The sequence below is a fragment of the Nitrospirillum amazonense genome, assembly GCF_007828035.1.
GTDB lineage: Bacteria > Pseudomonadota > Alphaproteobacteria > Azospirillales > Azospirillaceae > Nitrospirillum > Nitrospirillum amazonense.
The window spans coordinates 421488-446730 of the sequence record NZ_VITV01000001.1 but is presented as its reverse complement, the minus strand read 5'-3'; the positions used below and the strand labels follow the sequence as shown (position 1 = coordinate 446730).

Genomic DNA, 25243 nt, shown 5'->3' with positions numbered 1-25243 from the left:
AGGCACGCGATCTTATATCGCAAGGCTGGGCCTCCTGGAGCCATGTGCGGACGCATCGGACAATCTGACCCCCCGTTTCTCGGGACGGCCAGGCTGCAATGATGGCAGACGACCATTCCGGGCGCGATTTATACCACAGCGAGCGCATCGGTGTTCAAGCGTCTTCAAGAAGAGATCGAGGGTATTAAAGCCCGCGACCCGGCGGCGCGCTCCACCCTGGAGGTGCTGCTGTGCTATCCGGGCCTACATGCTGTGCTGTTGTACCGCCTGGCCAACCACTGCTGGCGTAACGGCTGGCCGACGCTGGGCCGATTCATTTCGCACCTGGCCCGCATGGGCACCGGCATCGAAATCCACCCCGGCGCCACCATAGGCGAGGGATTCTTCATCGACCATGGCATGGGCGTGGTGATCGGCGAGACGGCGGAGATCGGCCGCAACGTCCACCTCTATCACGCGGTCACCCTGGGCGGTACCTCGCTCAGCAAGGGCAAGCGCCATCCCACCGTGGGCGACAATGTCATCATCGGCGCGGGTGCCAAGATCCTGGGCGCCATAACCATAGGGTCGGGGGCGCGCATCGGCGCCAACGCGGTGGTGGTGGCCGACGTCGCCGCGGGCGCCACCATGGTGGGCATCCCGGCCCGCGCCGTCACGGCCAAGGCCAAGACGGAAAAGGACCAGTTCCTGGCCTACGGCACGCCCTGCAACAACCTGCCCGACCCCGTGGCCCGTGCCCTGCAGGCGCTGACCGACCAGGTCAGCACCCTCAGCCGCCGCATCGAGGAACTGGAGCAGGCGGCCCCCATCGTCCCCTTGGTCACCCCCGAGATGATCGCCCCCCAGATGGCCCGGGCCGGCGTCGGGGATGAGGAGTGCGGCAAGTCCGGCCGCCCACCCTGCTGAACGGCCTGACCGTCCCTTCCAACCGGTTCACCCTGATGCCGTCGATCTATCTCGACCATAACGGCACCTGCCCGCCCCGGCCCGAGGCCGTCGCGGCCATGGTGGCGGCGCTGTCCCTGCCGGGGAACCCCTCCTCCGTCCATGCCCAGGGGCGTGAGGCGCGGCGGCGGGTGGAGGTGGCGCGCCGCCAGGTGGCGGCACTGCTGAACCTCCCCCCCGCCACCCTGATCTTCACCGGCAGCGGGACGGAGGCCAACGCCCTGGCGCTGGCCAGCGCCGGCGAGCGCCCCGTCATCACCAGCGCCATCGAGCATGCCAGCGTGCTGGAGGCGACCCCGGGGGCCGGCCGCTGCCCAGTCAACCCGGATGGCGTGGTCGATTTGGGCGCGCTGGACACGATGCTGGGGAATGCCGGCCGCCCGGCCTTCCTGTCGCTCATGGCGGTGAACAACGAGACCGGCGTCATCCAGCCGGTGGCCGAGGTGGCGACCCTGGTGCGGCGCCACGGCGCCCTGTTTCATTGCGACGCCAGCCAGGCGGTGGGCCGCCTGGCCTGGGACTGGGCCGCCCTCGCGCCCGATTACCTGACCGTTTCCGCCCACAAGATCGGCGGGCCCCAGGGCGTGGGCGCCCTGGCCGTGCGCGACGGCGCCCCCCTGGCCCCCATCCTGCGCGGTGGCGGACAGGAGCGGCGGCGGCGGGCGGGGACGGAGAACGTGGCCGGCATCGTCGGCTTCGGCGCGGCGGCGGCGGCCTGCGACGCCGGCGCCTTCAACCGGCTGGCGGTCTTGCGCGACGGGTTGGAGGCGCGCCTGCGGGCGGCGGCGCCGGAATTGGTCGTGGCCGGCGCCAGGGCGGAGCGCGTGGCCAATACCAGTTGCCTGGTGACGCCCGGCTGGCGGGGGGAAACGCAGGTGATGGCGCTGGATCTGGCGGGCTATGCCGTCAGCAGTGGCTCCGCCTGTTCCAGCGGCAAGGTTGCGGCTTCCCACGTGCTGGCGGCCATGGGAATGGGCCCGGATCTGGCCGGTTGCGCCATCCGCGTCAGCCTGGGCTGGTCGACCACCGAAGATGAGGTGCACCAGTTCGCCGACGCCTGGACGGCTCTGCACGGCCGTCGTGCGCCGGCACCGGCGGCACAGCAGGCCCATCTATCGCCACAGGATAGGCAGTCTGTCATTTCGCAGACGGTGCGGCAGCAGTAGGGTTGCGCCCCGGCTGGCTTAAGAAGGCCGGGCTAGGGTATGACTCCCCGGGGGCGGGGTGAAGCAGGGGTAGGCGGGCGCATGGCCGAAGGTAGTGGTGGGAACAAAGCCCCGCAGAACGGAGCGGGACAGGGTGTCTCCGGCGTGGTGCCGGGCGGCATGGGGGATTGCTGGGCCTGTGGCAAGCCGGTCTCCGGCCGGGCGCTGTTCTGCCACAACTGCGGCTCCATCCAGCCGCCGGCCGACCTGGACGCCTTCGCACGCCTGAATCTGGAACGCCGCTTCGATGTTGAGCGCGCGGTGCTGGACCGCCAGCGGACCGGCTTCATCCGCATCCTGGATCCGGAACGGCTGAAGTCGCGCGGGCCCCAGGAACGCGCCTTGGCCGACCGGCACCGCCAGGCGGTGGAACAGGCCTACGCCACCCTGCGCGATCCCGCGGCCCGCGCCCGCTATCTCCTGGACTTGGTGCGCCCGGACGGCGACCTGCCGGGCACGCCGGGCAAGGGGCCGGAGGATGCCGACATGGCTGATCTGGCGGCCCAGGTGGCGGAACTGCACGCCGCCAACCCGGTGGATGAGGACCAGCTGGAGCAGGCGACCCTGGGCGTCATCGGCGCCATCGCCGGCACCCTGGTGGACCTGTCCGCAGCCTTCCACAACGACAACCTCGCCGCCGTGCCGGCACTGGCCGAGCGCCTGGCCCTGTGCCAGCAGCTGGGTGAGGCGCTGGGCGCCGTGACGCCGCCTGACCTGGATTGAGACACGCCCCCGTCGATCCCCATCCTTGATCACCCCCCGCCCTCGGGCGCTATGTTTGGGGATGGGCGGCGCCTGGGCCGCCCGGCAGCCACCGGGTGCGGGGCATGGACAAGACTTACGCCAGCGTTTCCTCCTTTGACGACGGCGCCCGGCGGCCGGGCCCTGCGGGGCCGCTGGACCGTCTGCGACGCCTGATCGCGCCGGAACGCGGCGACCGGGAGGATACGCAGCTGGCCGTGGCCTTGTGCTTCGTCGCCGGCATGACCAATGCCGGGGGGTTCCTGGCGGTGGGTCAGTACACGTCGCACATGTCGGGGGTGGTGTCGGGCCTGGCCGACAACCTGGTGCTGGGCGCCACCGACATGGTTCTGATGGGGCTGCGCGCCCTGGGCGCCTTCCTGGCCGGCGCCGCCTGTTCCGCCATCCTGATCAACTGGGGCCGGCGCCGGGCCAACACCAGCCAGTACGCCTTGCCCCTGTTGCTTGAGGCCGCCCTGCTGCTGCTTTTCGGCGCGCTGGGCGTGCTGCGCCCTGCGGTTCCCTATTTCCTGGACGTGGCCGTGCCGCTGCTGTGCTTCATCATGGGTCTGCAGAACGCCATCATCACCAAGATATCCCGCGCCCGCATCCGCACCACTCACCTGACGGGGATGGTGACGGATATCGGAATCGAGCTGGGCAAGATGCTCTATTGGAACCGGCGGGCGCCGGACGCCGTCAGGGCCGCCGGCCAGGACGCCACCCGCGTCCACGCCGACCTAGCCAAGCTGCGCCTGCTGTCCAGCCTGGTCGGGTCGTTCTTCATCGGCGGGGTGCTGGGCGCCCTGGGCTTCAAGGCCATCGGCTTTTCCGTGACCGTGCCGTTGGCCCTGCTGCTTTTGCTGCTGGCCATCGTGCCACTGATCGACGACCTGCGGCGCGCGCCCGCTCGGCGCTGACGGCTCAGGGCGCGCCCACCCCCGGCATCACCCGCACCTCCAGTGCCGACGGGTAGTCGGGGCTGCGGTAGACGCGTTCGCGCGCGGCCTTGAAGTCCTCCGGCTTGGCGTTGGGGATATCGACGAAGGTTTGCGGGTTGCGGTCGGTCAGCGGGAACCAGCTGCTTTGAATCTGCACCATGATGCGGTGGCCGCGGCGGAAGGTGTGGTTGACGTCGGCCAGGGCGTAGCGGATGGGCGTAACCTGGTCCGGCACCATGGGTTCCGGCTTTTCGAAGCTGTTGCGGAATTTGCCCCGTAGCGGATCGCCGCGCACCAGCTGCTGGTATCCGCCCAGATCGACCGACGGCGGCGGCACGTCGGCCTTGGGGTCGGTCGATCCCTCCGCCCCACCGGCCTGGCCGGGCGGCAGCTCCTGCGGATAGACATCGATCAGCTTCACCACCCAGTCGCTGTCGGTGCCCGAGGTGGAGACGAACAGCTTGGGCGACACCGGCCCGACGATGGTGACGTCGTTCTCCAGCGGGGCGGTCTGGTAGACCAGCACATCCGGCCGGGTCGTGGCGAAGCGCTGGTCGGCCACCATGTACTCCTTGGGCACGTCGGTGGTGACGTAGCCGACGTAGGGCACGGGATGGGCCGGGTCGCTGACGTATTCGTCGAATTTGGTCCCGTTCTTGGCCGTCGGCGCCGTCCAGGCCAGGCCGCCGCCGGGCTGCAGGTACAGGGTGCGGGTCTGCGCCTGCTTGGGCGGCCAGGAGGCATACTGGCGCCAGACGTTGGTTCCCGTCTCGAACACCGTGGCCTTGGCCAGCTTGGGGTCGGGCGCACCCTTCAGGTGTTGTTCGAAGAAGGGGAAGAGGATGTTCTTGCGGTAATAATCGCCGGTGTCTGAGGCGAAGTCGACCGCGCCCAGCTTGCGGCCGTAGGACCGGGCCCAGCCGCCGTGCACCCACGGGCCGATCACCAGGTTGTTGGGCGTGCCGGGGTTCTGCGCCTCGATGGCGTTGTAGGTGGTGAAGGGGCCGTGCAGATCCTCCGCGTCGAACCAGCCGCCCACGGTCAGCACGGCGGCCTTGATGTTCTTCAGGTGCGGGGCGATGGCGCGCGGCTTCCAGTAATCGTCGTAGGTGGGGTGGTCCACCATTTCGCGCCAGTTGATCCCGTCCTCCTTGCTGAACAGGTCGCTGATCTGCGCCAAGCTGCCCTTCCTCAGGTAGAAGTCATAACCGTCGGTGGTGCCGAAATCATAGTCCGACCAGCCGCGCGGTTCCGTGGTCGGGTTCTTCTGCGGCTTGAACGCGGCGTAAAAGCTGAAGTTGGCCGCCAGCATGTAGGCGCCGCCGTGATAGGCGTCGTCGCCCATGTACAGGTCCGTCACCGGCGCCTGGGGCGAGGCCGCCTTGATGGCCGGATGGCTGTCGATGATGCTGGCCGAGGTGAAAAAGCCCGGGTAGCTGATGCCCCAGATGCCGACCTTGCCGTTGTTGCCCGGCACGTTCTTCAGCAGCCAATCCACGCTGTCGTGCATGTCGCTGCTGTCGTCCGTGTCCGTCTTGGACTTCTTGACGTCGATGTGCGGCCGCATTTCCACCCAGCTGGCGCCGGACATGAAACGGCCGCGCACATCCTGGAAGACGAAGATGTAGCCGGACTTGTCGAAGTCCGGTGACGGGCCCAGCTGCTTGGGATAGGCCTCGCTGCCGTACCACAGCTCCCTGCCCACCCGGGCGCCGACACCATAGGGCGTGCGCACCATTAGGAAGGGATAGGTCTTGGACTGGTCCTTGGGCACATAGACGACGGTGAACAGCTCCACGCCGTCGCGCATGGGAATGCGGTACTCATACTTGGTGTAGTGTTCCGGCACGCTGTAGGGCTTGTCCTGCCCCTGTTGCGCGGCCCCCTGGGCCGCCCCTTGGGCCAGGGCCACCGGTGCCGCCATTGGCCCCGCCAGCGTCAACGCCAAACCCAAGGCGGCCACCGCGCACGCCGCGCCCTTGCCCATCGTCATGCCATTCCCCATCCAGCCAATGCCCAATTGCGGGCGATCCGGCGCCCGAACCGTTTGGCCGTCAAGCTAAGCCATTACGGATCCTGGCGGAAGCGGCGATTGGGATGGGGTCAGGAACAGCCGTCGGCCGTCTCCGGCGCCTCGCTGTCGGCGGGGCGGGGGATGTGCAGCTCGGTTGCCAGCGCGGCGTCGCTGCTGCAATAGGGCTTCTTGGTCTGCCAGCTGCGGATGCGGCGGAAGGTGTCGGGGGTGGTGCCCACGGGGTCGTCGTCCTGGGCGTTGGCGGTCAGCTGATAGACGGCGATGGTGGTGGGGGCCGGGTCGGGGACGGAGTCACCCATCTTGCGGGTGGCGATCAACAGCAAGGTCTGCGGCTTGCCCTCCACCGTGCCGTGGGCGAAGACGACGGATCGCAATGCGTCCTCCCCGGTGTGCGGGCTGTCCCGCACGATTTCCGCGACGCCGGGCGGTGTCTCCGCCTCCACCGACACCAGGTTCCAGCCGTGGCGGTCGCCGCCGGCCGGCTTCATCAACACCATGTAGGTGGCGTGGCCCCAGGCGTTGCCGTTATCGCGCCAGGCGCGGATGACGATGGCCGTCCGGCCGTCCGGGGCGAAGTTGTCCAGCGTGTTGACGCCGTACTCAAGGGCGATGGGATTTAGGTTGGCGATGCCCTGGGGACCATCGCCCGGCGCCGCTTTTGTGCCCTGGGGTTTGGCCGCGACGGCGGGCTGGGCCATCAGGGCGAGGGCCAGGAATGATGGCAACAGCCAGCGAAGGGGCAGCATGGGACGGGCCTTGTCTGTCATGGGCAGCGATTCCCGACCTTCATACAGCGCCGTCCGTGTCGATTCCATGACGCGCCCGGCCGCAGGCGCACCGTTGGCGGCCGGCATGCGTGACGCCATCTTTACAAGTGGGCCGCCGCCCTCTACCAAAGCAGGCTGATCCGGGCGGCGTCCGGGGCGCCCGCCGGTGACGATCCATTTATTGGCCAACCCTTATCAGAGTGATCCAGATCCCATGCCCAAGATGACGTTCGTTGAGACCGATGGAACCCGCCGCGAGGTGGACGCGCCGCTGGGCCTGTCGATCCTGGAGGTCGCGCGTCGGCACAACATCGATCTGGAAGGCGCCTGCGAGGGCTCGCTGGCTTGCTCCACCTGCCACGTCGTCGTGGCGCCGGAATGGTACGACCTGCTGCCGGATGCCAAGGAAGATGAGGAGGACATGCTGGACCTGGCGTTCGGCCTGACCAAGACCTCGCGCCTGGGCTGCCAGATCCGCATCTCCGAAGAGCTGGACGGCCTGGTCGTGCAGCTGCCGGGCGCCAAGTGATGCCGACGGCATGAGGTTCTCCTCATGCCGTTGTAGCCCGCGACCGCGGGCGCCGGAGCGAGCACCGAAGGGCGGAGCGAGGAAGCCAAGCCCGCGGATGCGGGCGCCCGGCGTCTGAGGGCGTGCAAACACACAGGCCGGCCTTGCGGGAATGACCGCCAGGCCGCGCTTGCGCTTTGGCGCATCTTGGCCCATATGCGGGCCCATGAATTCCCTAGGCTTCGATAAGGCGCCGGCCGACACCCGCGTGGTGGTCGCCATGTCCGGCGGGGTGGACAGCTCGGTCACCGCGGCCCTCCTGAAGGAGGAGGGCTACGACGTGGTTGGCGTCACCCTGCAGCTGTACGACCACGGCATGGCCGTGGGGCGCAAGGGCGCCTGCTGCGCCGGCCAGGACATCTACGACGCCTCGCGCGTGGCCGAGACCATCGGCATCCCCCATTACGTCCTGGACTACGAATCCCGCTTCTCCGACGCGGTGATGCAGGATTTCGCCGACAGCTACCTGCGCGGCGAAACGCCCATCCCCTGCGTGCGGTGCAACCAGCGGGTCAAGTTCCGTGACCTGCTGGACCAGGCCCGCGACCTGGGGGCGGAGGCGCTGGCCACCGGCCATTACGTGCGCCGGGTGCAAGGGGCAAACGGCGCCGAGTTGCACCGTGCCGCCGACCCGTCCAAGGACCAGAGCTACTTCCTGTTCGCCACCACCCAGGCGCAGCTGGACTTCCTGCGTTTTCCCTTGGGCGGCATGCCCAAGACGGAAACCCGGGCGCTGGCCGACCGCTACAACCTGCCGGTGGCCGACAAGCCGGACAGCCAGGACATCTGCTTCGTCCACAACGGCTCCTACGCGGCGGTGGTGAACCGCCTGCGTCCCGGCGCGGTCACGCCGGGTGAGATCGTGCATGTCGACGGCCGTGTGCTGGGCCGGCATGACGGCGTCATCCACTACACCGTGGGCCAGCGCAAGGGCTTAGGATTGGGCGGCAACGCCACCCTGGCGGTGGAGCCCGGCGGCGATACCGACCCGCTTTACGTGGTGCGCGTGGATGCCGCCAGCGCCCAGGTGGTGGTGGGCCCGCGCGCGGCCCTGGCCAGGACCCGCGTGACCGTGCGCGAGGTGAACTGGCTGGGCGGTGCCATCCCAACCGATGGCGTGCCCGTGACGGTCAAGTTGCGCTCCGCCCAGCCGGCCCTGGCGGCCCGCCTGTTCCTGGATACCCAGGGGGCAGCCACCGTTGAACTGGACCAGCCCCAGTTCGGCGTCGCCCCCGGCCAGGCCGCCGTCTTCTACCAGGGCGACCGCGTGCTGGGCGGCGGCTGGATCGTGGGCGCGGCCTAAGCTGCCGCGACACAAATTGAGCCCGTAGACCCAGCTAGGAATCCAGCGGAGCGCTGTGCGCTTGAAGGAATGCTAAATTTGGCATATTGTGCCTGACGACCTGACGACCTGACGACCTGACGACCTGACGACCTGACGACCTGACGACCTGACGACCTGACGACCTGACGACCTGACGACCTGACGATGAAGGAGAAGCTGAAATGACCACCCATTCAGCCGGCCCTAAGGAGGGGCATACTGGTTATGGTTTTGGGAAGGCGAGAAGTCCGATGGATAGCCTCAAGCCATAAGGATTTGAGGGAATTCCCTGAGGATGTTCAAGATTTGGTGGGCTTTGGACTTTACCAAGCCCAAATTGGGAAAAAGCACCCCAATGCGAAGCCGCTTAAGGGCTTTGGCGGAAGTCAGATTTTAGAATTGCTTGATGACCATGATGGGGATGCGTACCGGTGCGTTTATACGGTCCGCTTTGAAGATGCCATCTATGTCCTTCATGCCTTTCAGAAGAAATCGAAGAGGGGGATCGCGACCCCTCAAGCGGATATGGATTTAATTAGGACCCGCCTGAAGTTGGCTGAAGAAGATCATCGTCGGCGCCAAAAGGATAAGCGCAATGAATGACGACGTAATGGTGAGTAGCGGCAACGTCTTCGCGGACTTGGGATTGCCTGACCCGGAGATACGCCAGGTCAAGGCGGAAATTGCGTCGCGCATCAGTGACGTGATCGAAGAACGTAAGCTGACCCAGGTCCAGGCAGCGCAAATCCTAGGCATTGATCAGCCCAAGGTGTCTGCCCTGGTTCGGGGCAAGCTGTCGGGCTTCACCCTGGATCGGTTGCTGCGTTTCCTGAATGATCTGGATGTGGATGTGGAAATTCGCCTGACGCCCGCCAAGGGCAAGGCGCACACCGCCGTTGCTGCTTGAGGTTCCTTTAATGGAAGCCGGCCGTCCCAGCCGTACCGCCCTGGCGGTTGCCGCGTTACGGGCGGCGCATCAGGTGATGGATGCGCCCGTCATTTTCGCCGACCCGGTGGCCTTGCCCATCCTGGGGCCGGACGCCGAGGCCCGCATCCGGGCGGATGAGGCGCGGCTGCACGCGCCGCCCGCCCGCTTCCTGCGCGCGGCCCTGGTGGCGCGCAGCCGCTTCGCCGAGGATAGGCTGGCGATGGCCGTGGCCGCCGGCGTGGACCAGTACGTGGTGCTGGGCGCCGGGCTCGACACTTTTGCCTATCGCAACCCCCATCCCGGTGTGCGGGTGTTCGAGGTCGACCACCCGGCGACCCAGGCTTGGAAACGCGCGATGCTGGAGGCGGCGGGTATCGCGCCGCCCGCCGGCGTGGCCTATGCCGCCATCGATTTCGAGCGCGACACGCTGACGGACGCCCTCACCCGCGCCGGGTTCGATTGGAACCGTCCGGCCTTCATCGCTTGGCTGGGCGTCACCGTCTACCTGACGCGGGACGCCATTCTGGATACCCTGCGCCGTGTGGCGACCCTGCCCGCCGGCAGCGCCATCGTCTTCGACTACAGCCTGCCGCCCGACCGCCTGACAAAGGCCCAGCAGACCACCTTCCAGGCCATGGCCGACCGCGCGGCGGCGGAGGGTGAGCCGTGGCGGAGCTTCTTCACCCCTGATGCGCTGGGGGCCGAGCTGCGCCGCCTGGGCTACGGCGCGGTGGAGGATGTAGGCCCGGTGGAGCTGAACCCCCGCTACTTCGCGGGACGCGCCGATGGCTTGGTCCTGGGCGGTATCAGCCGTCTGGTGCATGCGGCTGTTACCGAGCCGTCACCAACATCACATGGATTGTAGCTCTGGCGCCTCATACACTCTCCGGTAAGTGGACGACATGGGGGTGGATGATGCGGGGACGGATGGGCCGCCTGGCCCTGACGGGCTGGGCATGCATGGGCTGTATGTGCGCGGGATGGGCGGCTGCGGCCCCCTCGGCCGGAACGGCGGTGCCGGGCTGGCCGGTGCTGGAACACCATGTCACCGACTCTCTGGGACGCGACATCACCTACTATCTGTCCATACCCCAGGGGCGGCCGCGGCCGTTGGCCGTCATCATCCAGGGGTCCGGCTGCGCCGCGCTGTTCCATGACACGGACGGCCGCAGGAGCACCCGCTTCTTCGCCTTGGGTGCCGCCCTCAAGGATGGCCGCTTCACCGTGCTGGCGGTGGACAAGCCTTATGCCGGCCTGCCCGAGGGGGCGAAGGGCACGGGGGCGGAAGGCTGCGATGCCCGTTTCAACCAGGACTTCACGGCGGAGCGCTGGCTGGCCGCGCTGCAGGCGGCGCTGGCCGACGCGCGGGGACAGCCGGGGGTGGACGGGGCCCGCACCCTGGCTTTCGGCCATTCCGAAGGGGCGGTGATGGCGGCCTTGCTGGCGGGGCACGACGCCACCATCACCGATGTCGCGGCCTTCGGCGCCGGCGGGCCCACGCAACTGTTCGACATCATCGCCTTCGCCTACCTGGGCGGCGGCTGGGCCCATGTCGGGCGTGACGGGCTGGACGGGTTGGCGGACCAGGTACGGGCCATCAACGCCGACCCCGACAACGCCACCACCTTCGTCTGGGGCCACCCTTATCGGCGGTGGAGTTCCTTCTTGCGGGTTTCGGCCGCGGAGGAACTGCGGCGGTCCAAGGCGAGGGTCTACCTGGCCGGCGGGACGGAGGACCAGGCCACACCCCTGCTGTCACTGGAACTGACGGCCGCCACGCTGCTCGCCAATGGACGCGACGTCACCCTGCGGCGCATTTCCGGTGCCGACCACAGCCTGGCGACCACGCCCGGCAGCACGGCGGAGACGGCGGCGGAATACGCCCGCGCCTTCGCCTGGTTCTGGAAAACGGACCCGCTTAGGCCGGAGGGCAAGGCCCCCTAGCCGGACGGCGCACGCTTAAGGGGTATCGCCAGCGGTTTTGCCCGCGCGTAGTCTGACCTCACCACATTCGGCATGCGGAACAAGGGCTTGCCGACACCTTGGGGAGGATGAGGATGCTGCGTACCGTTGCGATCATGTGCCTGGCGGCTCTGGCCCTGGTCGGGTGCTCCATGCCCACGCCCGTGTCCAACGTCTCGGCGGAGGACCTGGCCGGCACGGGGTGGGAACTGCAGCACTGGCAGCAGCGCAACGGCGGCGCCTATCCCCTCATGCCCGGCGGCAACGGCGGGCCTATCAGCATACGCTTCAGCCGCGATGGGGCGGCCAACATCCTGTCGGGCAGTGCCGGCTGCAACCGCTATCGCGGTGGCTATACCCTGGGCGGGGGATACCTGCAGGTGCTGCCGGCCGCCACCACCCGCATGGCCTGCCTGTCGCCGGAACGCGCCAAGCTGGAGCAGGACTACCTGAACGTCCTGGCCAACGCCACCACCCTGACCCGCGAGCGTGATCCCGGCCGCGATCTGGATACCCTGACGCTGGCCAGCAGCGAGGGCGACGAACTGCTGTTCGTGCGTGTCCTGGGTGGGGAGACGCCGGAACCGGGGTCGGTCGGCAACACCGTGGGCCAGTAAGCTATCGCGATGTTCAGAAACAACAAACCCCTGGGGTCCGTGCAGGTCGCCCCAGGGGTTCGTGTAAGCGGCGGGTGCGGGTTAGACACCACCGAATTGGTAGCAGCGGAGGGATTTGAACCCCCGACCAAGGGATTATGATTCCCCTGCTCTACCACTGAGCTACGCTGCCATAAACCACCGCCGGACGGGCCGGCGTTGGTGAGGGCCGTCATGTAGGACACCTGACCGGGGCCTGTCAAGGCCCTCGCCAAAGCCACGGCGCATTTTTCGGCATGGGTCCGATGCGCCGCCGAACGCGGCCCTTATCAAGCGCCAATCCCTCCCGCGCCGGGCGATCGGCGCCGCGAAGAACAGGTGGCGGGGCAAGGGTACCACCGATACAGTCACCGCCGCATCCTATCCGCCTGGACGCCGCCAAACCCGCATGCTGTCCCTGATCACGGCCCCCTTCCGCCTGCTGTTCCGCCTGGTGGGGTTCCTCATTCTCATGGCGGTCGTCCTGGTGGTGGTCTTCCCCTACGCGGTGGATCTGCCCGGCTGGGCCCAGACCGTCATGGCGCGCCTGAGCGACGACCCCGCCAGCGGCGTGGTGGTGCGGGCGGAGCCGGAGGTGCAGCGCGGGGTCATCGCCCGCCTGGTGCTGCATGACCTCAGCCTGGCCAATCCCCTGACGCCCGACCGGCCGTCCATCACCGCCGCCCGCGCGGTGGTGGAGGTGGACCCGCTGGCCTCGCTGACCAGCGGCCGGCTGGTGCTGCGCACCCAGGTGCTGGACCCGGTGATCTATGCCGATCGGCCCATCAATCTGCGCGGTCTGCTGGCGGGCGTGAATCGCACCCTGGGCGGCGCCGGGATCAGCAACAGCGTCAGCCTGGTGGGTGGCAGCGTAAGGCTGTCGGGCAAGGGAGGGGAGGCTGGCATCGACCTGGGGGCGGTGACGGTGGAGGCGGCACCGCTTGCCGATCACGCCGGCAGGGGTCGCGGCCCGTCCTGACCGGCAACGGCTTCTTCTTCCGCCGGCCGGTGATGGATGTCGGCCCGCCGCGCCAGCCAGGCCAGCAGCATCAGGCCGGGGATGCCCAGGCCGGCGCTGACGGCGAAATACAGCGGCCAGGAATTCAGCTGGTCCGCCAGCCAACCGGTGCCGCCTGACAGGATGTCCAGCGGCAGGGTGGCCAGGCTGGACAGCAGAGCGTATTGCGTGGCGGTGAAGCCCGTGTCGCACAGGCGGGACAGGAAGGCGGTGAAGGCCGCGGCACTCATGCCACCGGCGAAGAACTCCAGCCCCACCACCAAGCCCAGCAGGGTCACGCTGTGCGGCTGGGTCGCCAGCACGGCGTACATCAGGTTGGTGATGATCATGAAGCTGCCGCACAGGAACAGGCCGCGCACCGCGCCGGTGCGCCCGGCCACTGTGCCGCCGGCTATCGCGCCGGCTATGGCGCAGGCCATGCCCAGCATCTTCGTCACCGCCGCGATCTCCACCTTGGTGTAGCCGTCGCTCAGGAAGAAGTTGGTGGCCATGACGTTCACATAGACGTCGCCGAGCTTGTAAATGGCCACGAACACCAGGATGGCCAGCCAGCCGCGCCGTGTGGCGAAGCGGGTGAAAGGCGCCACCACCGCATCCTGTACCCAGACATCGAAGCGCTGGCGGGGCGGGGCCGGCGGACGCGCGGGCTCCGGCGCCAGCAGCACCGCCACCATGCCGATGGCCACCAGCGCCGCCATGACTACGTAGACGGTGGACCAGGGCACCAGGGTGGACAGATACAGGGCGCCGGCGCCGGCGACGATCATGCCCAGGCGATAGCCCACCAGATAGGCGCCGGCCCCCGGCGCCTGCAGCGTGTCGGGCAGCAACTCCACCCGCAGGGCGTCCAGCACGATGTCCTGGCTGGCCGAGGCGAAGGAGGTGGCGACGGTAGCCACCGCCAGCCAATAGAGGTTGGCGGCAGGGTCGCTGGACGCCATGGCCAGCAGGGCCAGCATCAGGGCCGCCTGGGTCACCAGGGCCCAGCCGCGCCGCTGGCCCAGCGCGCGCGTCAGCAGGGGCAGGGGCAGCCGGTCAATCAGCGGCGCCCACAGCGGCTTGAAGGTGAAGGGGCTGCGCACCATGGCGAACAGGCCGATGGCGGTGCGGCTGACGTGCACCTCCGTCAGCCAGGCCGACAGGGTGGAGAACAGCAGGAAATAGGGCAGGCCGCTGGCGAAGCCCAGGAACAGCACCGTCAGCACGCGGCGATCCAGCCAGAGGGTCCATGCGGGGGCAGGTGCGGCGGATGGCGGAGTCGACGGTACGGTCATGGAGGCGGCGCTGCCCTTGATGGGGCCCTTGTCGGGGACGTCTGGGACGGCGGCATCATCGCCTGCGCGGCATGCCCCCGTCCAGGCTTCACGCCATCACGCCGGCAGCCCCGCCGCGAACAGGCCGGTCACCTGGCGCGCCAGGGTCTCGGGCGACGCTGCATCGGCCTGGGGGGTCAGTCGGCCGTCCACCGTCAGGCAGGCCAGGCCGTGGACCAGCGACCAGGCGGCCACCACGGCGGCCTCGCGCTTCTCCTCCGGCACCAGGCCGGCAACCCGGGCGGCCAGGATGCCGTACGCGCTTCCAGCGGTGGGTGGTGGTTTCGGCGGCAGGCCGCTGCCGAGGGACGCCCCGAACATGATGCGGAACAGGGCCGGGCGTTCCAGGGCGAACAGCACATAGGCCACGCCTTGTTCCACCAGGGCTTGGCGCGGGTCCGCCGCCGTGTCGGCCCGGGCCAGCCTGTCGCGCAGATCGGCGTAGCCTTGCTCCGCCACCGCCGCCAGCAGGTCGGCCTTGTCGGCGAAATGGCGGTAGGGCGCCATGGCCGACACCCCCGCCCCCCGCGCCGCCGCCCGCAGGGTCAGGGCCTCCACCCCGCTTTCCTCCAGCAGGCTGAGCGCCGTGCGCACCAGGGCGTCGCGCAGATTGCCGTGATGATAGGCAGCCTTCTCAGTTGACACTGTAAACATCCCTGTTTTAAATGCCGTATGTTTACGAAGTAAACTTCATTGAGAGGCTGTCATGCAACAGCGCCGCGCCTCGGTCGACCTGTCCGCTTATCCCGACCTGGTGGTGATCTACCTGGGCTTTCATGTGAACAGCCTGCGCGGCATCCGGGGCCTGATGCGGCTGGGCCAGGGCCTGAATCGCATCGCCCGGGATTTTCCCGAGGGCCTGCTGGCGCATGAACGGATGATCTATGGCCTGCGCCACATCGGCATGCGGCAGTACTGGCGCGACCTGGACAGCCTGGAGCGCTTCACCCGCAGCGAGCCGCACAAGACCTGGTGGCGGGATTTCCTGGCCAAGGATGCCGGTGCGGGCTTCTGGCATGAGACTTACCGCCGCCAGGGCGGGATGGAGGCGGTGTACGTCAACATGCCCCGCCCCATCGGCTTCGGCGCCTTCGCCACCGCCCGCACCCCCACCGGTCCGTTCATGAGCGCGCGGGAGCGCCTGGCCGCGGGCTGACGTTCCTGGCTGATGGGCCTTTATCCCTTATCCGTTCTGCGGGATGATCGGCGGCCGTCCTTGAGGGACGGTCAGGGATAACGGCGTTGAGGGGACAGGGGCATGGCGACGACCGGTGCGCGGATGCTGGCGGGTGTGGCTTTAGGGTGGACGCTGCTGGGCGGCACGGCGCTGGCGGCCGAAAAAACGCATCCCTGGGCGCTGGAGCTGCATGGTGGTGCCGGCACGGTCGATCCCGCCAAGCTGACACCGGAAGCAGCGGCCGCCTACCAGGCCGGCATGACCGCGGCGCTGGAGGCCGGCACCGCCGTGCTGAAGTCCGGCGGCGCGGCGGTGGACGCGGTTGAGGCCGCGGTCAAGGTGCTGGAGGATGACCCCCTGTTCAACGCTGGCCGGGGGGCCGTCTTCACCGCCGCCGGCCGCAATGAGATGGATGCCGCCATCATGGACGGCGCCACCCTGAAGGCCGGTTCCGTCGCCACCGTCACCCATACCCGCCACCCCATCAGCCTGGCCCGCGCCGTCATGGAAAAGACGCCGCACGTCCTGCTGGCGGGCGAGGGGGCGGACGCCTTTTCCAAGGAGGCGGGCCTGGAACAGGCCGACCCCGCCTGGTTCTTCACCGAACGGCGCTGGCAGGCGCTGGTGAAGGAACTGACGGACAAGGGCGTGCCGGTACCGCCGCGTCCGGCCGGGGCGCCGGCGGAGCCGGACAAGCATACCCTGCTGGACCTCAGAAACTTCGAGCCGGCTGACGCCCATCGCTTCGGCACGGTGGGCGCCGTGGCGGTGGACACCAAGGGCAACGTGGCCGCCGCCACCTCCACCGGTGGTATGACCGCCAAGCGGCCGGGCCGAATCGGCGACAGCCCCATCATCGGCGCCGGCACCTATGCCTCAAACCAATCCTGCGCCGTCTCCGCCACCGGGTCGGGTGAGTACTTCATCCGCCTGACGGTGGCGCGGGAGATCTGCGCCCTGGTGCAGTACCAGCATATGAAGCTGCAGGCGGCGGTGGATGAGGTCATCCAGCACCGCCTGACGGCCCTGGGCGGCGACGGCGGCGTCATCGCCGCCGCCCCCGACGGCACGCTGGCCTGGGGCTTCAACACCACCGGCATGTACCGCATCCGGGTGAAGCAGGGCGGGACGCCGGAATTCGGCATCTTCAAGGACGAGGGCGTCGCCAAGGCCCATCCGAAGAACGAGCCCTGATCCCATGCGACGGTTCACTCCAAGGGGGCTGCTCGCGGCCTGCGTGGCCACGGTCCTGTTCTTGCTGCCGCTGGTGGCACGGGCGGACGATGCCTTGCTGCTGATCCGCCCGGCACGGGTTTGGACGGCGGAGGAGACGGCACCCCACGCCGGTTGGGCCGTCCTGGTCAAGGGTGACCACATCCAGGCCGTGGGGCCTGAGGCGTCCCTGGGCGCGCCGGCCGATGTGGCGGTGCTGGATTTGCCGGACGCCACGCTGCTGCCCGGCCTGATCGACCTGCACTCCCACCTGTTCCTGCACCCCTATAACGAGGCGTCGTGGGACGACCAGGTGCTGCGCGAAAGCCTGTCCTACCGCACCCTGCGGGCGGGGCGTCAGGCCACGGCCACCCTGCTGGCGGGTTTCACCACCCTGCGTGACTTGGGGACGGAGGGGGCGGGTTATGCCGACATCGGGCTGAAGAAGGCCATCGAGGATGGGCTGATCCCTGGACCGCGCCTGTTCGTCGCCACCCGTGCCATCGTGGCCAGCGGCGCCTACGGACCTTCCGTTGCCAAGTTCCGCGAGGATATGGACCTGCCCCAGGGGGCGGAAGAGGCGAGCGGTGAGGCGGCGGTGGCCGCCGCCGCCCGGGGTCAGGCGGCGCGCGGCGCGGATTGGATCAAGTTCTATGCCGACTATCGCACAGGGCCGGACGGCGGCACCCGCCCCACCTTCAGCCAGGCGGAAATGGCGGCCCTGATCGCCGCCGCCCACGACACCGGCCGCCCGGTGGCGGCGCACGCCGCGTCGGATGAGGGCATGCGCCGGGCGGTGCTGGCCGGCGTGGACACCATCGAGCATGGCTATGACGGCACCGACACCACCTTCAAGGAAATGGCCAAGCGCGGCGTCGCCTATCTGCCCACCCTGACGGCGCCGGAGGCCACCAGCCGCTATTTCAAGGGCTACGTCCCCGGCCAGACCCCGCCCACGCCGGCCATGCAGGCGGCGGAGGCTGCCTTCCGCCGGGCGCTGAAGGTGGGGGTCACCATCGGCTGCGGCAGCGACGTGGGCGTCTTCGCCCATGGCGAGAACGCGCGTGAGCTGGTGTGGATGGTGCGCTACGGCATGACCCCGGTCCAGGCGCTGACGGCGGCCACGGCCACCAACGCCCGCATCCTGGGCCAAGCCGACCATTTCGGCCGCATCCACGCCGGCCTGCTGGCCGACCTGGTGGCCGTGACCGGCGACCCCACCCAGGACATCGGCGCCGTGGCCAACGTCGTCTTTGTCATGAAGGGTGGCGCGGTGGTCCGCAAGCCATGAGGGCTGGTGGTGTCGCGAATGGTGTTAGGGTAGCGTCCAGGACATGAGACATAGCGGGGCCGCCATTTTGAATCCCTGGGATGCGCCGATGGGGGGCTAAGGCCCCCCTCGGCCAGCCAGCGGGAGATTCCGGGTCTCCGAATTATCCGGCCATGGCCCGGACGAAGCGTTGGAAGGCGGGACGTTCGGCCAGGCGGCTGAGGTAGGCGCGGAAGACGGGCTTGTCCTTGAACAGGCCCATGACGTCCAGGGCCCAGTACATCATGACGCCCCACTGGGTGTCGGCGGCGGTGAAGCGGTCGCCGACGGCGTAGTCGTGGGCGCTCAAGGTGCGCTCCAGGTTGGTCACCATGTCCTCGAACTTGCCGTAGGCCGCCCCCTTGCCGTCGTAGGGCCACTGGTTCATGTGCGCCACCAGGCAGGGGTCGACCACGGAATCGATGTAGACCACGCTGGTCAGGTAGGGGCCGCGGCGCGGGTCGTCCAGCGCGGGGGCCAGGCCCGCCTCCGGAAAGGCATCAGCCAGGTAGAGGGTGATTGCCGCGCGCTCCGTCACTACCACGCCGTTATGCCGGACGGCCGGCACCTTCTTGTGCGGTTGGATGGCGCGATAGCTTTCCGGCGCGCCGCCTTCGGCCCGGATGTCGATGTGTTCGCTCTCATAGGGCACGCCCAGTTCCTCCAGCAGGTAATGGATGCTGGACGAGCGGGTGCTGGGGCAGTGGAAGAAGGTGAGCATCGCGACGTCTCCCAAGGGTGTCGGTGGTTGTCTTGGGGGTCACTTTACGATATGCTGCTGACAGAATATGGCAGTAGCGCGCGCATGAAAAAGGCGGCGCCCCGGGGACGCCGCCTTCCGCACTGGTAAGACCCGGATGTCGCTTACGGACGGCCCAGGAAGTCCATCTTGCCCAGCTCCACGCCATTGTGGCGCAGGATGTCGTAGGCGGTGGTGACGTGGAAAAAGAAGTTGGGGATGGCGAAGAACAGCAGGAAGGCCTGGCCGGGGAAAGGCACATCCTCGCCCCGGATCTTCAGGGTGATGGTGCGTTCTTCACTGCCGTCGATCTGGGCCGGGGTCACGCTCTTCAGGAAATCGACCGTCTTGGCGATGCGGGCCTGCAGGTCGGCGAAGGTGCTCTCGGTATCGGCGAAGCTGGGGACCTCGACGCCGGCCAGGCGGGCGGCGGCGCCCTTGGCGGCATCGCTGGCGATCTGGATTTGGCGGGCCAGCGGGTGCATGTCGGGGGCCAGGCGGGCATTCACGAGCACCGCCGGGTCGATCTTCTTGGCCTCGGCATGGGCGACGGCCTTGTCCAGGATGGCGGACAGATTGCCCAGCAGGCGCAGGAACACCGGCACGGACGCCTGGTACATGGAAAGCGACATCGGGTGCACTCCGATAGGGTTGGGATGGCGGCCAAGATACGGGCGCCCCAGGTGGCGGATGTGCGCGCGGTCACCCTGGCGCTTGAATTTTACATGACCGATGTGGCGAACAGCTTTTAAAAGCGGAAGTTGAGGCCGACCCGCGCCACCTGATCGGTCAGGCCCCGGATGTTGCCGGCGTCCTGGCGCAGTTCCAGGCTGCCGGTCACGCTCAGCGCCTGGCCCCAGCGGCCGGTGGCCACGGGGGCGGCGTAGCTCAGCGCCATGTCCGTCTCCGCCCCGTCCGGCCGCAGGGACACCCGCATAGGCGTGGTGGTGGCATAGCCCTGGTCGTCCACGCTGGTCATCAGCAGGGTGGCGGTGCCGGCGACCACGCGCAGGGGACGGCGCCAGACGGCCGTCAGGCTGTCGCCCTCCGTCACCGTGTCGCGCTGGGCCAGCGCCAGGCCGTAAGACCGCGCCAGCAGGGGCCCGATGCCGCTGACGACGCCGTGGGCGTTGTCGGCGGCGCCGGTGCGGGCCAAGCTGGCGTCCAGCATCAGGCTGCCGCCCGGCCACAGGGTGACGGCGGTGGCCAAGCCCAGGGACACGGTATCGTTATGGTCGCCCAGGCCCACCACGCCGCCGCCGCGATAGCGGCTGCCCAGCAGGCCGTTGCGCTCATCCAGCAGGCTGGCCGACAGGCTGGTGGTCCAGCCCGGCCCCAGGGTCCAGTTCAGGCCGGCGGCCACGGCGTCGGCCTGGCGGTCCAGCCCGCCGCCAGTCAGCACGGGCCCGCGCCACGGGTTCCAGTCGCCGCCCGCCAGGTCGCGGCGGGATAAACTGTCCGTCCCCGGCGCGCCCGACCAGCTGAGCGCCAGGCGGGCGCCACCCAGGGCGCGGCCCACCCAACCGTCCAGATCCGTGCCCAGGGCCGCGAAGCCGCCGCCCTGGGCCAGGCCGGTCAGGGCCGTGGACACGCCAAGCGTGCCGGCGGTCGTGCCGGCGGCATCCGCCACCGACGTCGCGTCGCCCCACAGCGCCTGGGCGAAGGAGGCGGCGGCCGGGAAGCCCTGGCCGGCGGCCAGTGTCATGCCGCCCTGGCTGTAGGACAGGGCCCAGCCGTCATGGCCGGCATAGCCGTCCCGGGACGATAGGGCCTGGGGGCGGCCGGTGGTGCCCAGGCTGGGGCTGTCGGTATAAGCCAGCGTCAGGCCGCCGCCGTCGGCGAACTTGGTGCTGCTGGTGGTGACGGTGGGGGCGGGCAGGGCCGCGGTGATGGAGGAGGCGGAGACCGGCTGCTTGGCGATCAGGCCGCTGAGGTTGACGGTGAAGTTGCGCTGGTAACCGTCGAAGGCGGTATAGCTGGCCAATTGGGCGCTGACACTACCCAGCGCGCCAAGGGCGCCGCCGGTGATCAGGCTGCCCGTCAGGCTGGTGACGGGCAGGGACTTGCCGTTGGCCTCCACCACCGACAGGGTGCCCAACGGCTTGAACGCCGTCGTCAGGTTCATCAGGCCGTTGCCATAGGTCGAGTCCACGCCCTTGGTGCCCATGTCGGCGGCCGAGGCGAACAGGACGGCGGTGGCGGTGCCGTTGCGGTACAGCACGGGCCAGGTGGCCTCCAGCAGGGCGACGGCGCCGGACACCATGGGGGCGGCCATGGATGTCCCGCTCCAATAGGCCAGGGCATTGACGCCGTACTGGATGCCGGGCGCGACGATGCTTTCGCCCGGGGCCATCAGCCAGAGGGAGGCGTAGCTGACCCGCGTCGTCCCGGCGACGGCATAGCCGGAACCGGGCGTGTTGGAAAAGCTGGACAGCTTGTTGGCGCCGCTGACCGACCCGGCGAAGGCCAGGTGAGTCAGGGCCGCGGCGGAAAGGCCGGTGGAATTGGCACCGCCATTCAGCGCGGTGGCGGAATTGCCGCCGGCGAACACCAGCACCGCCCCCTTGGCCGCGGCGTAGTTGATGGCGGTGACGATGGCGTTGGTGGGCAGGTAGGTCAGCGACAGGTTGATGACCTTGGCGCCGGCGTCGGCGGCCTTGATGATGCCATTGGCCACATCCGTGTCCGTCCCGCTGCCGCCGACGTTCAGCGCCTTCTCCGACAGGATGGTGGCTTTGGGCGCCACACCGGCCATGCCGGCCCCGGTGCTGGTGACGGCGCCAGCCGCGATGGCGGCCGTGGCAGTGCCGTGGCCGTTGTCGTCGGTGTAGCCCCTGGGGCAGGTGAAGGTGCGGGCGGCGCAGGCGGAGGCGGTGGACACGCGGCCGGTGACGTCCGCCTGGGTCGCCACCACGCCGGTATCGACCAGCCCGATGGTGATGCCGCTGCCGCCGGTGGCCGCCACCTCGATGGCGTTGGTCAGGCCCAGTTGCGACCACCAGCCGGCGGAGTAGCCGGTGGCGTAGGTTTGCGCCGCGGCGGCGCTGGGCAGGCAGGCGCCCGCCAGCAGGCCGACCCGGACCAGCCGCGTCAGGGACGCGCGGGCGCGCGTGTTCTGGACCATCATACCGCCTCTCCCGATCGCCTTTGACGACCCATGGCCGGCCCGTTTTGGACCCGTGAAGGGGAACAGTCTAAGCCATCTTGCCTAGGCCGGGACTCGGCCATCTGGATAGGGTAGGGCTTTGTTCAAGGGGTGGCGCGACCGGCAACCGCGTTTGCCGGGTAACAGTAATGCGTGAAAGGGCCTCAAGAAGACTGGAAAAGTATAAAACAGGGCAGTACATAACGAGACCGGCTTGCTGCCAGACTTGAAGGGGCGTTCGCGCCCGCGACCGTCGGATACCTCCGTCGCTACTCTTAAAGTCTTGGAATTCAGGCTGGCTTTCGGGTTTCACGAGGTGGGTCATGGCACTGGATAAGGCGGGGCGCTGGGCGCCCGATAGCTGGCGGTCTCGGGAAGTGCGGCAGATGCCGGCCTATCCGGACACCCAGCGCCTGCAAGCCGTGGAGGCCCGCCTCGCCAATTATCCGCCGTTGGTCTTCGCCGGCGAGGCGCGGCGCCTGAAGGACCACTTGGCGCGAGTGGCCAAGGGCCAGGGCTTCCTGCTGCAGGGCGGCGATTGCGCCGAAAGTTTCGCGGAGTTCCATCCCAACAACATCCGCGACACCTTCCGCGTGATGCTGCAGATGGCCGTGGTGCTGACCTTCGGCGGCGCCACGCCAGTGGTGAAGGTGGGCCGCATGGCCGGCCAGTTCGCCAAGCCGCGCTCCGCCGACCTGGAGGATATTGGCGGCGTCTCACTGCCCTCCTACCGCGGCGACATCATCAACGGCTTCGACTTCACGGCCGAGGCGCGGGTGCCGGATCCGGAGCGTATGGTGCAGGCCTACAACCAGGCCGCCAGCACGCTGAACCTGCTGCGCGCCTTCGCCCAGGGCGGCTATGCCGACCTGCACAAGGTGCACCAGTGGAACCTGGGCTTCGTCGACCGCAGCCCGCAGGGAGAGCGGTACCGCGACCTGGCCAACCGCCTGGATGAGGCGCTGGCCTTTATGGCTGCCTGCGGCATCACGGCGGAGACCACCGCCCAGATCCGCGAGACGGAGTTCTTCACCAGCCATGAGGCGCTGCTGCTGCCCTATGAGCAGGCGCTGACCCGCGTCGACAGCACCACCGGCGACTGGTACGACGTCTCCGCCCACATGCTGTGGATCGGGGACCGCACCCGCCAGCCCGATGGCGCGCATGTGGAATTCCTGCGTGGCGTGAAGAACCCCATTGGCCTGAAGTGCGGCCCGACCACGGACCCGGATGAGCTGATCCGCCTGATCGACATCCTGAACCCGACGGACGAGGCCGGCCGCCTGACCCTGATCGCCCGCATGGGCCATGACAAGGTGTCGGACAAGCTGGCGCCGCTGCTGCGCCGGGTGCGCGACGAAGGCCGCACCGTGGTGTGGAGTTGCGACCCCATGCACGGCAACACCATCAAGTCGGCCACCGGCTACAAGACGCGCCCGTTCGAGCGCATCCTGGCCGAAGTGCGCGGCTTCTTCGACGCCTGCCGGGGCGAGGGCGTGCATGCCGGCGGCGTGCATTTCGAAATGACGGGCCAGGACGTCACGGAGTGCACGGGCGGCGCCCAGGCCATCACCGAGCACGCGTTGGCCCAGCGCTACCATACCGCCTGCGACCCGCGCCTGAACGCGAACCAGGCGCTGGAATTGGCGTTCCTGGTGGCCGAGGGACTGAAGGCCAGCCGGTCCGGCCAGCCGCGCCGGACCGAGGCAGCCGAATAAGGACTGTTTCGCCATCGAAATAAAACGGGCGGGAGCGCGAGGCCCCGCCCGTTGTTTTTGGCGCTGGGCCGTTCTGATCAGGCCAGGGCGGCGTCGAGCGTGATCTCGGCGTTTAGCACCCGCGACACCGGGCAGTTGGCCTTGGCCTCGGCGGCCAGGTCCTGGAACTTGCCGGGCTCGATGCCCGGAATCTTGGCGCGCACCGTCAGCTTGACAGCGGAAATGCGCCAGCCGCCGCCTTCGCCTTCCATGGTCAGCACGGCGTCGGACTTGATCTCTTCCGGGGTGAAGCCGGCGCCTGACAGCATGAAGGCCAGCGCCATGCTGAAGCAGCCGGCATGGGCGGCGGCGATCAGTTCCTCGGGGTTGGTGCCTTTGCCATCGCCGAAGCGGGCGATGTAGGAATAGGGCACGCTGGACAGCGTGGCGCTCTGCGTCGTCAGGGTGCCGTCGCCATCCTTCCCGGTCCCGTGCCAGACGGCGTTCGCGGTGCGCTTCAACTGGGCCATGACGATCCTCCTCGATGCAATGGAATACACCCTTGGCCGCTCTATCGGGGGCCTGGGCGCTGCGGGTAGAGTAGCAAGCTATCGTGTCAGTTCCATGCGGCGACCCCCGTGATGCGCTGATCGCAACCATTCCAGGCCGTCCATGCACGATCTTCCGCGCCGCCCGCATTGTCCCCCGGCCACGCCGTGAGGTGCCGGCTCCTGTGGGCCAGCCTGCTGACCGTGGCCCTGCTGCATCCGATGGTGGTACGCGCCCAGGCCTATCAGGACAGGGCGTGGCAGAGGGTGGACGCCGCCACCTTGGCCTTCCACGGTGAAATCCTGCCCCGGCGCTTCCTGCCGGGCGAGCATCCGCTCGGCGACGCTGACTTGTTGGCGCGTAACCTGACGCCGGAGACACGGACGCTGGTGTTGGATTCCGGGGGCGGCGACGTGGCGGTCGCTCTGGAAATGGCCCGCCTGATCCATGGGCGGCAGTTGGACGTGATGGTCCAGGGGCGATGCGCCTCCGCCTGCGCCCTGCTGCCCTTCCTGGCGGGACGGCGCAAGATTGTGGCGCCCGGCGGGGTGGTGGAATTCCATTCGACCAACAGCCTGGACCCGCGCGACACGGCCGATGCCCGCGCCCACCTGACGGCGCAGATGGACGCTGTCCGTGGCCAGATTCCCAATCTGGCCCAGGACGGCGTGACCGTGACGCCGCCTGACCTGGGGGATGCCACGGTGGAAGCCATCCTGGCCGCCCGCCGCCAAAACGCCGCCAGATTGCGCCAGGCCATCGCGGCGCTCTATGGGGAGTGGGGCGTCGCCGCGGCCCTGTTGGATGATATTGACCAAGCGGCCGACGCCTATCTGGCCGATCATCCCGGCGTGGCACGCGACCAGGTGTGGTGGTGCCTGGCGCCAGCCCTGTTGGCCGGCCGCTACGGGGTGATGGGACTGGAGGCGCCGGCGGGGCCCTTGCCTCCGGACGTGCTGGCCAGTCTGGAGCGCACCGTGGGCGGCGTGCACCTTGTGCGAGAGCGGTAGCACGTTTCAAGAGGTATCGGGCT

The 25243-nt window shown here is 68.7% G+C and carries 24 protein-coding genes, 1 tRNA gene and 1 pseudogene; 17 read left to right on the top strand and 9 right to left on the bottom strand.

Going from position 1 to position 25243, the window contains the following annotated elements:
• Positions 1-150: 150 nt before the first annotated feature.
• From cysE to FBZ87_RS01990, 4 genes and pseudogenes are all read left to right on the top strand, one after another.
• Entirely contained in the window at positions 151-906 is a 756-nt protein-coding gene (gene cysE / locus FBZ87_RS02005) for a serine O-acetyltransferase (RefSeq protein ID WP_145608703.1), read from the top strand.
• Complete coding sequence (locus FBZ87_RS02000) at positions 876-2111, top strand: cysteine desulfurase family protein (protein ID WP_246134185.1); 1236 nt, start codon at positions 876-878, stop codon at positions 2109-2111. Before cysE ends, FBZ87_RS02000 begins: the two co-directional genes overlap by 31 nt.
• Before the next feature lie 81 nt (positions 2112-2192).
• Entirely contained in the window at positions 2193-2873 is a 681-nt protein-coding gene (locus tag FBZ87_RS01995) for a hypothetical protein (protein WP_145608702.1), read from the top strand.
• Between the two features lie 173 nt (positions 2874-3046).
• Positions 3047-3790, top strand: a pseudogene (locus FBZ87_RS01990) (YoaK family protein); the annotation flags it as partial.
• Positions 3791-3815: 25 nt separating this feature from the next.
• On the opposite strand, the gene FBZ87_RS01985 reads toward FBZ87_RS01990, so the two are convergent.
• Both FBZ87_RS01985 and FBZ87_RS01980 read right to left on the bottom strand, forming a co-directional pair.
• Positions 3816-5825 (bottom strand): CocE/NonD family hydrolase, encoded by a 2010-nt coding sequence (locus FBZ87_RS01985; RefSeq protein WP_246134184.1) that lies wholly within the window; start codon positions 5823-5825, stop codon positions 3816-3818.
• 110 nt (positions 5826-5935) lie between these two features.
• Entirely contained in the window at positions 5936-6634 is a 699-nt protein-coding gene (locus tag FBZ87_RS01980; protein WP_145608700.1) for a hypothetical protein, read from the bottom strand.
• A 214-nt stretch (positions 6635-6848) separates the two neighbouring features.
• Here FBZ87_RS01980 and FBZ87_RS01975 point away from each other — a divergent pair, with 214 nt between their 5' ends.
• The 7 genes from FBZ87_RS01975 (at position 6849) to FBZ87_RS01945 (ending at position 12033) form a co-directional block, all read left to right on the top strand.
• Positions 6849-7163 (top strand): ferredoxin family 2Fe-2S iron-sulfur cluster binding protein, encoded by a 315-nt coding sequence (locus tag FBZ87_RS01975; protein WP_040848268.1) that lies wholly within the window; start codon positions 6849-6851, stop codon positions 7161-7163.
• 205 nt (positions 7164-7368) lie between these two features.
• Positions 7369-8505, top strand: coding sequence for a tRNA 2-thiouridine(34) synthase MnmA (gene mnmA / locus FBZ87_RS01970; protein ID WP_145608699.1), 1137 nt, complete (start codon positions 7369-7371; stop codon positions 8503-8505).
• Positions 8506-8751: 246 nt separating this feature from the next.
• Positions 8752-9129 (top strand): type II toxin-antitoxin system RelE/ParE family toxin, encoded by a 378-nt coding sequence (locus FBZ87_RS01965; RefSeq protein ID WP_145608698.1) that lies wholly within the window; start codon positions 8752-8754, stop codon positions 9127-9129.
• Positions 9122-9433 (top strand): helix-turn-helix domain-containing protein, encoded by a 312-nt coding sequence (locus FBZ87_RS01960; protein WP_145608697.1) that lies wholly within the window; start codon positions 9122-9124, stop codon positions 9431-9433. Before FBZ87_RS01965 ends, FBZ87_RS01960 begins: the two co-directional genes overlap by 8 nt.
• Before the next feature lie 10 nt (positions 9434-9443).
• Positions 9444-10319 (top strand): class I SAM-dependent methyltransferase, encoded by an 876-nt coding sequence (locus tag FBZ87_RS01955; protein ID WP_145608696.1) that lies wholly within the window; start codon positions 9444-9446, stop codon positions 10317-10319.
• A 149-nt stretch (positions 10320-10468) separates the two neighbouring features.
• The gene (locus tag FBZ87_RS01950; protein ID WP_211106814.1) at positions 10469-11398 is read left to right on the top strand and encodes an alpha/beta hydrolase family protein; all 930 of its coding nucleotides are present in this window, start codon (positions 10469-10471) and stop codon (positions 11396-11398) included.
• A gap of 113 nt (positions 11399-11511) precedes the next feature.
• Positions 11512-12033, top strand: a complete 522-nt coding sequence (locus FBZ87_RS01945) for an META domain-containing protein (protein WP_186454517.1) — start codon at positions 11512-11514, stop codon at positions 12031-12033.
• Between the two features lie 97 nt (positions 12034-12130).
• On the opposite strand, the gene FBZ87_RS01940 is transcribed toward FBZ87_RS01945, so the two are convergent.
• A tRNA-Met gene (locus tag FBZ87_RS01940) sits at positions 12131-12205 on the bottom strand.
• A gap of 255 nt (positions 12206-12460) precedes the next feature.
• Between FBZ87_RS01940 and FBZ87_RS01935 the strand changes: the two genes are divergently transcribed.
• Complete coding sequence (locus FBZ87_RS01935; protein WP_145608693.1) at positions 12461-13030, top strand: hypothetical protein; 570 nt, start codon at positions 12461-12463, stop codon at positions 13028-13030.
• Here FBZ87_RS01935 and FBZ87_RS01930 read toward each other — a convergent pair.
• Both FBZ87_RS01930 and FBZ87_RS01925 read right to left on the bottom strand, forming a co-directional pair.
• Positions 13000-14343: an AmpG family muropeptide MFS transporter gene (locus tag FBZ87_RS01930; RefSeq protein ID WP_145608692.1), complete on the bottom strand. Its 1344-nt coding sequence runs from the start codon at positions 14341-14343 to the stop codon at positions 13000-13002. The two genes, FBZ87_RS01935 and FBZ87_RS01930, sit on opposite strands and share 31 nt — an antisense overlap.
• A gap of 96 nt (positions 14344-14439) precedes the next feature.
• The gene (locus tag FBZ87_RS01925; RefSeq protein ID WP_211106813.1) at positions 14440-15027 is read right to left on the bottom strand and encodes a TetR/AcrR family transcriptional regulator; all 588 of its coding nucleotides are present in this window, start codon (positions 15025-15027) and stop codon (positions 14440-14442) included.
• Positions 15028-15088: 61 nt separating this feature from the next.
• On the opposite strand from FBZ87_RS01925, the gene FBZ87_RS01920 reads away from it, so the two are divergent.
• The 3 genes from FBZ87_RS01920 (at position 15089) to FBZ87_RS01910 (ending at position 18062) form a co-directional block, all read left to right on the top strand.
• Complete coding sequence (locus FBZ87_RS01920; protein ID WP_145608690.1) at positions 15089-15538, top strand: monooxygenase family protein; 450 nt, start codon at positions 15089-15091, stop codon at positions 15536-15538.
• Positions 15539-15640: 102 nt separating this feature from the next.
• Complete coding sequence (locus FBZ87_RS01915; RefSeq protein WP_145608689.1) at positions 15641-16753, top strand: isoaspartyl peptidase/L-asparaginase family protein; 1113 nt, start codon at positions 15641-15643, stop codon at positions 16751-16753.
• Between the two features lie 4 nt (positions 16754-16757).
• Positions 16758-18062 (top strand): metal-dependent hydrolase family protein, encoded by a 1305-nt coding sequence (locus FBZ87_RS01910; RefSeq protein ID WP_145608688.1) that lies wholly within the window; start codon positions 16758-16760, stop codon positions 18060-18062.
• Between the two features lie 142 nt (positions 18063-18204).
• Here the strand turns inward: FBZ87_RS01910 and FBZ87_RS01905 are convergent, their stop codons facing one another.
• From FBZ87_RS01905 to FBZ87_RS01895, 3 genes are all read right to left on the bottom strand, one after another.
• Positions 18205-18801: a glutathione S-transferase family protein gene (locus FBZ87_RS01905; RefSeq protein ID WP_145608687.1), complete on the bottom strand. Its 597-nt coding sequence runs from the start codon at positions 18799-18801 to the stop codon at positions 18205-18207.
• A gap of 143 nt (positions 18802-18944) precedes the next feature.
• Positions 18945-19451 carry a DUF1993 domain-containing protein gene (locus FBZ87_RS01900; RefSeq protein ID WP_145608686.1) on the bottom strand — a complete coding sequence of 169 codons (507 nt, stop codon included), beginning with the start codon at positions 19449-19451 and terminating at the stop codon, positions 18945-18947.
• A 116-nt stretch (positions 19452-19567) separates the two neighbouring features.
• Positions 19568-21946, bottom strand: coding sequence for a S8 family serine peptidase (locus FBZ87_RS01895; RefSeq protein WP_145608685.1), 2379 nt, complete (start codon positions 21944-21946; stop codon positions 19568-19570).
• A gap of 341 nt (positions 21947-22287) precedes the next feature.
• On the opposite strand from FBZ87_RS01895, the gene FBZ87_RS01890 reads away from it, so the two are divergent.
• Positions 22288-23682, top strand: coding sequence for a class II 3-deoxy-7-phosphoheptulonate synthase (locus FBZ87_RS01890; protein WP_145608684.1), 1395 nt, complete (start codon positions 22288-22290; stop codon positions 23680-23682).
• A 77-nt stretch (positions 23683-23759) separates the two neighbouring features.
• Here the strand turns inward: FBZ87_RS01890 and FBZ87_RS01885 are convergent, their stop codons facing one another.
• Entirely contained in the window at positions 23760-24191 is a 432-nt protein-coding gene (locus FBZ87_RS01885) for an OsmC family protein (protein ID WP_004272298.1), read from the bottom strand.
• A 186-nt stretch (positions 24192-24377) separates the two neighbouring features.
• Between FBZ87_RS01885 and FBZ87_RS01880 the strand changes: the two genes are divergently transcribed.
• Positions 24378-25220, top strand: coding sequence for a hypothetical protein (locus FBZ87_RS01880; RefSeq protein WP_145608683.1), 843 nt, complete (start codon positions 24378-24380; stop codon positions 25218-25220).
• Positions 25221-25243 lie beyond the last annotated feature (23 nt).

Bases quoted from the DNA above. Each gene is read 5' to 3' on its own strand.
- FBZ87_RS01920 (WP_145608690.1), top strand. From the start codon at position 15,089: ATGCAACAGCGCCGCGCCTCGGTCGACCTGTCCGCTTATCCCGACCTG.
- FBZ87_RS01895 (WP_145608685.1), bottom strand. From the start codon at position 21,946: ATGATGGTCCAGAACACGCGCGCCCGCGCGTCCCTGACGCGGCTGGTC.
- FBZ87_RS01965 (WP_145608698.1), top strand. From the start codon at position 8,752: ATGGTTTTGGGAAGGCGAGAAGTCCGATGGATAGCCTCAAGCCATAAG.
- FBZ87_RS01960 (WP_145608697.1), top strand. From the start codon at position 9,122: ATGAATGACGACGTAATGGTGAGTAGCGGCAACGTCTTCGCGGACTTG.
- FBZ87_RS01995 (WP_145608702.1), top strand. From the start codon at position 2,193: ATGGCCGAAGGTAGTGGTGGGAACAAAGCCCCGCAGAACGGAGCGGGA.
- FBZ87_RS01935 (WP_145608693.1), top strand. From the start codon at position 12,461: ATGCTGTCCCTGATCACGGCCCCCTTCCGCCTGCTGTTCCGCCTGGTG.
- FBZ87_RS01945 (WP_186454517.1), top strand. From the start codon at position 11,512: ATGCTGCGTACCGTTGCGATCATGTGCCTGGCGGCTCTGGCCCTGGTC.
- FBZ87_RS01955 (WP_145608696.1), top strand. From the start codon at position 9,444: ATGGAAGCCGGCCGTCCCAGCCGTACCGCCCTGGCGGTTGCCGCGTTA.
- FBZ87_RS01985 (WP_246134184.1), bottom strand. From the start codon at position 5,825: ATGACGATGGGCAAGGGCGCGGCGTGCGCGGTGGCCGCCTTGGGTTTG.
- FBZ87_RS01885 (WP_004272298.1), bottom strand. From the start codon at position 24,191: ATGGCCCAGTTGAAGCGCACCGCGAACGCCGTCTGGCACGGGACCGGG.
- FBZ87_RS01980 (WP_145608700.1), bottom strand. From the start codon at position 6,634: ATGACAGACAAGGCCCGTCCCATGCTGCCCCTTCGCTGGCTGTTGCCA.
- FBZ87_RS01915 (WP_145608689.1), top strand. From the start codon at position 15,641: ATGGCGACGACCGGTGCGCGGATGCTGGCGGGTGTGGCTTTAGGGTGG.
- FBZ87_RS01975 (WP_040848268.1), top strand. From the start codon at position 6,849: ATGCCCAAGATGACGTTCGTTGAGACCGATGGAACCCGCCGCGAGGTG.
- FBZ87_RS01910 (WP_145608688.1), top strand. From the start codon at position 16,758: ATGCGACGGTTCACTCCAAGGGGGCTGCTCGCGGCCTGCGTGGCCACG.
- FBZ87_RS01905 (WP_145608687.1), bottom strand. From the start codon at position 18,801: ATGCTCACCTTCTTCCACTGCCCCAGCACCCGCTCGTCCAGCATCCAT.
- mnmA (WP_145608699.1), top strand. From the start codon at position 7,369: ATGAATTCCCTAGGCTTCGATAAGGCGCCGGCCGACACCCGCGTGGTG.
- FBZ87_RS01900 (WP_145608686.1), bottom strand. From the start codon at position 19,451: ATGTCGCTTTCCATGTACCAGGCGTCCGTGCCGGTGTTCCTGCGCCTG.
- FBZ87_RS01930 (WP_145608692.1), bottom strand. From the start codon at position 14,343: ATGACCGTACCGTCGACTCCGCCATCCGCCGCACCTGCCCCCGCATGG.
- FBZ87_RS01890 (WP_145608684.1), top strand. From the start codon at position 22,288: ATGGCACTGGATAAGGCGGGGCGCTGGGCGCCCGATAGCTGGCGGTCT.